The sequence below is a fragment of the Micromonospora sp. NPDC049799 genome (assembly GCF_040656655.1).
Lineage (GTDB): Bacteria > Actinomycetota > Actinomycetes > Mycobacteriales > Micromonosporaceae > Micromonospora.
In genome coordinates, this window is the sequence record NZ_JBFAMU010000388.1 from 1 (window position 1) to 4,673 (window position 4,673).

General features: G+C 71.9%; 5 protein-coding genes. 4 read left to right on the forward strand and 1 reads right to left on the reverse strand.

The genetic code is table 11. The annotated features are described in order from the left end of the window. The 3 genes from AB0I76_RS22810 to AB0I76_RS22820 form a co-directional block, all read left to right on the forward strand. On the forward strand, positions 1-625 hold a 625-nt coding region (locus tag AB0I76_RS22810), incomplete at its 5' end, for an SRPBCC family protein (RefSeq protein WP_357038878.1). 19 nt (positions 626-644) lie between these two features. Further along, the gene (locus AB0I76_RS22815; protein ID WP_357038881.1) at positions 645-1,817 is read left to right on the forward strand and encodes a zinc-dependent alcohol dehydrogenase; all 1,173 of its coding nucleotides are present in this window, start codon (positions 645-647) and stop codon (positions 1,815-1,817) included. A gap of 28 nt (positions 1,818-1,845) precedes the next feature. Continuing rightward, on the forward strand, positions 1,846-2,460 hold the full coding sequence (locus tag AB0I76_RS22820) for a GNAT family protein (protein WP_357038884.1): 615 nt from the start codon (positions 1,846-1,848) through the stop codon (positions 2,458-2,460). A gap of 231 nt (positions 2,461-2,691) precedes the next feature. Here the strand turns inward: AB0I76_RS22820 and AB0I76_RS22825 are convergent, their stop codons facing one another. Continuing rightward, complete coding sequence (locus AB0I76_RS22825; protein ID WP_357038887.1) at positions 2,692-4,170, reverse strand: glutamate--cysteine ligase; 1,479 nt, start codon at positions 4,168-4,170, stop codon at positions 2,692-2,694. A 187-nt stretch (positions 4,171-4,357) separates the two neighbouring features. Between AB0I76_RS22825 and AB0I76_RS22830 the strand changes: the two genes are divergently transcribed. After that, on the forward strand, positions 4,358-4,673 hold a 316-nt coding region (locus AB0I76_RS22830), incomplete at its 3' end, for a DUF3817 domain-containing protein (RefSeq protein ID WP_357038890.1).

Genomic DNA, 4,673 nt, shown 5'->3' on the forward strand with positions numbered 1-4,673 from the left:
CCGGGTGGCGCTCACCACCGCCGTGGTCGGGGGAGTGGCGGCCCTGGACCTGCTCGCCGCCGTCCGCGCCGGACGCGCCCGGCGGGCCTGGCGGCGGGTGATCGAGGTACGGATGTCCGTGACCGTCAACCGCTCACCGGCCGAGGCGTACCGGTTCTGGCGCGACCTGGAGAACCTGCCGCGCTTCATGTTCCACCTGGAGTCGGTCCGCACCGACGACCTGCGCCGGACCCACTGGGTCGCCCGTGGCCCGGCCAACCGGTTCGTCGAGTGGGACGCGGAGATCGTCGAGGACCAACCGAACCGGCGGCTGGCGTGGCGGTCGCTGCCCGGCGCGCGGGTGCCGAACGCGGGCCGGGTGCGGTTCGAGCCGGCGCCCGGCGACCGCGGCACCGAGGTGCGGGTGCACCTGCGGTACGCCCCACCGGCCGGAGCCCTCGGCCGGGCGGTGGCCAAGCTCTTCGGCGAGGAGCCGGAGCAGCAGGTCCGCGACGACCTGCGCCGGTTCAAGCAGGTGCTGGAAGCCGGCGAGGTGGTGCGCTCGGAGGGCAACCCCGACGGCATGTCGATCCGCCAGCAGGTCAACCAGCGCCCGGCGCAACCGTTGCCGACCGGCCGCCGGTGAACACAGAGGAAGGCAACCGATGAGGGCCACCGCCTGGATGGGCAAGGACAGCGTCAAGGTCGTCACCGTGCCCGACCCCACCATCATGAACGCCCGCGACGCGATCGTCCGCGTCACCAGGACCGCCATCTGCGGCTCCGACCTGCACCTTTACCACGGCTACGTCCCGGCGATGCGCAAGGGCGACATCCTCGGCCACGAGTTCGTGGGCGAGGTCGTGGAGGTCGGCCCGCAGGTGCGCAACCTGCGCCGCGGCGACCGGGTCGTCGTGCCGTTCCCGATCGCCTGCGGGCACTGCAACTCCTGCCAGCGGGGGCTCTACTCGGTCTGCGAGAACTCCAACCCGAACGCCCGGGCCGCGGAGAAGATCATGGGTCACTCGCCGGCGGCCATCTTCGGCTACTCCCACCTGTTCGGCGGGTACGCCGGAGGTCAGGCCGAGTACGTCCGCGTGCCGTTCGCCGACGTCGGGCCGCAGAAGCTTCCCGACGACGTCACCGACGACCAGGCGGTGATGCTCGCCGACGTCTTCCCGACCGGGTTCATGGGTGCGGAGATGTGCGACATCACGAACGGGGACGTGGTCGCGGTGTGGGGGGCCGGCCCGGTGGGACTGCTCGCCGCCGCCAGCGCCCGCCTGCTCGGCGCCGCACGGGTGATCGTCATCGACCGGTACCCGTACCGGCTGCGCCTGGCCGCCGAGCACGCCGGCGCGGAGACGATCAACTACGAGGACACCGACGTGCGGGACGCCCTCGACGAGATGACCGCGGGCCGTGGGCCGGACGCCTGCATCGACGCGGTCGGTCTGGAGGGACACCACGGCAACGCCGGCGTGTACGCGTACGACCGGGCCAAGCAGGCCACCCGCACGGAGACCGAGCGGCCGTTCGCGTTGCGCCAGGCCATCCTCGCCTGCCGCAGCGGCGGGGTGGTGTCGGTCATCGGCGCGTACGGCGGGCTGGTCGACAAGTTCCCGATGGGCGCGTTCATGAACCGCTCGCTGACCATGCGCACGGGGCAGTGCCACGTGCAGCGCTACACGCGCCCGCTCCTGGAGCGCATCCGGCGTGGCGATATCGACCCGAGCTTCGTCGTGAGTCACCACATGAAGCTCAAGGACGCCCCCAAGGGCTACCGGATCTTCCAGAAGAAGCAGGACGACTGCACCAAGGTCCTCCTCACGGTGTGACAGCGGGCGGGTTGGCTAGGGTGGCCTGATGGTCCCGGGTGGTGGTTCTTCGGAGATCGGTGCGGAGGTCCGGCGCGACGGGGTCCGGCTACGCCCGGTCACCGAGCCGGATCTGGCGATGTTCCGCCGGTTCGCCGTCGAGCCCGGCCTGCTCGGCCCGGACTGGCACGGCTTCCGCGACCCCGGCGCGGCGGAACGCCGCTACGCCACGGATGCCTGGCTGGGTGAGAAGGACGGCCGGCTCGTCGTCGAGGTCGAGGCCGAGGAGGCCGCCGCTGGCTTCGTCGGCTTCCACCACGGGGTGTACGGCGGGACGGCGGGCTACTGGGAGATAGGCGTCGCCCTGCTGCCACCGTGGCGGGGACGGGGAATCGGATGGCGCGCGCAGGCGCTGCTCTGCGACTACCTGTTCCTGCACACCCCGGCACAGCGGATCCAGGCCGGCACCCATCCGGAGAACGTGGCCGAGCAGCAGGCCCTGGAGCGGGCAGGGTTCCAGCTCGAGGGCGTCGTCCGCGCCGCCGAGTTCCGGGCCGGCCGTTGGTGGGACGGCCTGCTCTACAGCCGGCTGCGTGACGACCCGTCACCATGGGACCGGCCGGCGGAGCGGGAGTGGCCCGGTCCCGGCCCGAATCGCCCCTGAACGGCTGTCTCGTAGCGGCCGTTTCCGCGAATCGTGGTCTTCGCGGACGCTGTCGAGCTGACTTGTTGACGACATCAGGCCGGCTGATCCGTTCACGACCACCACCGGGCTGATCCACTCACGACATCAGCTCGACAGCGTCCGGACCGGGTTACCGACCGGCGCCCGCGTCCCGCCGACCGCCGACCGCCGGCGTCCGCCGGGGCGGACGGGGCGGCGTACCGCCGCCGGTCAGGGCAGCGGCCACTCGTGCACCGGGCGGTTGCTGTGCATCAGCGTCACGTAGTGCCGGACCACCTCGCGCAGCGCCTCCGGGCGGTCCAGGTGGTCGGCGGACTCCAGCCGGTGCAGGGTCTCCACCTGCCAGCTCGCGCCGTTGCGGCCGGTGAGGCAGCGCTGCTCGATGATCCCGAGCAGTCGGTCCCGCTCCGCCGGGTCGACACCCCACCGGTCCAGGCCGTGGTGGGCCAGCGGCAGCAGCCGCCGCAGCACCAGCTCGGTCGCCGGCAGGTAGCCCAGGCCCGGCCAGTACACCTGCGCGTCGATACCGTGCCGGGAGCAGGCGGTGAAGTTCTCCTCGGCGGCGCTGAACGACATCTGCGACCACAGTGGTCGGTCCGCCTCGGCGAGCGCCCGGACCAGCCCGAAGTAGAAGGCGCCGTTGGCGACGGTGTCGACGACCGTCGGGCCGGCCGGCAGCACCCGGTTCTCCACCCGCAGGTGCGGTCGGCCGCGCAGCACGTCGTACACCGGGCGGTTCCACCGGTAGATGGTGCCGTTGTGCAGCCGCAGCTCACCGAGCCTCGGCACACCGCCGGTGTGCAGGGTCTCCGCCGGGTCCTCCGGGTCGCACACCGGCAGCAGCGCCGGGAAGTAGCGCACGTTCTCCTCGAACAGGTCGAACACCGTGGTGATCCAGCGTTCGCCGAACCACACCCGGGGGCGTACGCCCTGGGCCTTGATCTCCTCGGAGCGGGTGTCGGTGGCCTGCTCGAACAGCGGCACCCGGGTCTCCCGCCACAGCTCCCGGCCGAAGAACAGCGGCGCGTTCGCACCGAGCGCCACCTGGATGCCGGCGATGGCCTGGGCGGCGTTCCAGTAGTCGGCGAACTGGTCCGGTGCGACCTGGAGGTGGAACTGGGTGCTGGTGCAGGCCGCCTCCGGGGTGATCGTGTCGGCGGTGACCGCGAGCCGCTCCACCCCGTTGATCGCGATCCGCAGGTCCTCCCCCCGCGCGGCGAAGATCTGCTCGTTGAGCAGCTTGTAGCGGGGGTTGGCGGACAGCGTCTCCGCGGTCAGGTGCTCCGGGCGCAGCGTCGGCAGGATGCCGATCATCACCATGTGCGCGCCGACCGTGCGGGCCTTCTCCTCGGCGGCGTTGAGGCTGGCCCGGACCTGCTCCTCGAACTCCGCAATGCCCGTGCCGGCCAGCCGGCGCGGCGCGACGTTGATCTCCACGTTGAACTGGCCCAGCTCGGTCTGGAAATCCGGGTCGGAGACCGCCGCCAGCACGTCGGTGTTCTTCATGGTCGGCATGAAGTCGTCGCCGACCAGGTTCAGCTCGATCTCCAGCCCGGTCATCGGCCGGTCCACGTCGAACCGCGACTCGCGCAACATCTCGGCGAAGACGTCGAGGCAGCGGCGAACCTTGTCGCGGTAGCGGGCCCGGTCCTCCCGGCTGAACGTCCGAACGCCGACTTCCTCGCCCATGGTCACCACCCTGTCACCGCTGGTACCCCCTAACCTCGCACGTGACACCGGGTGGGGGAAAGACCCGAAGTTCCCTCCAGGTACCCACGGACGGCCCTGGTGATCCCCGTCGCGCACCGGCCGGTCGCACCGGGCTGTGCCGCCGGCCCCGGCTAGCATGGCTCGCGCGAGAGGTGGGGGAGCGGCGATGCGCGAGAAGGTGACCCGGCTGTTCGTCGTGGCGGCGATCGCCGAGGCGATCTCCTGGGCGGCCCTGCTGGCCGGGATGGCGGTCAAGTACGGCCCGCCGGCCAACGAGCTGGGCGTGCAGATCTTCGGCCCGATCCACGGCGGGCTGTTCGTGGCGTACGGCGTGCTGGTCCTGGCGGTGGCCCGCCTGCACCGGTGGAGCCTGCTGACCACCGGGGTGGCCCTGGCCTGCGCGGTGCCGCCCTTCGCGACGCTGGTCTTCGAGCGCTGGGCGCGGCGACGCGGCTTGCTCGGGCCGGCACGGGAGTCGGTCC

What these genes read in the sequence shown, in the direction of transcription:
- AB0I76_RS22815 (WP_357038881.1), top strand. Translation starts at nt 645, where the DNA reads ATGAGGGCCACCGCCTGGATGGGCAAGGACAGCGTCAAGGTCGTCACC.
- AB0I76_RS22820 (WP_357038884.1), top strand. Translation starts at nt 1,846, where the DNA reads ATGGTCCCGGGTGGTGGTTCTTCGGAGATCGGTGCGGAGGTCCGGCGC.
- AB0I76_RS22825 (WP_357038887.1), bottom strand. Translation starts at nt 4,170, where the DNA reads ATGGGCGAGGAAGTCGGCGTTCGGACGTTCAGCCGGGAGGACCGGGCC.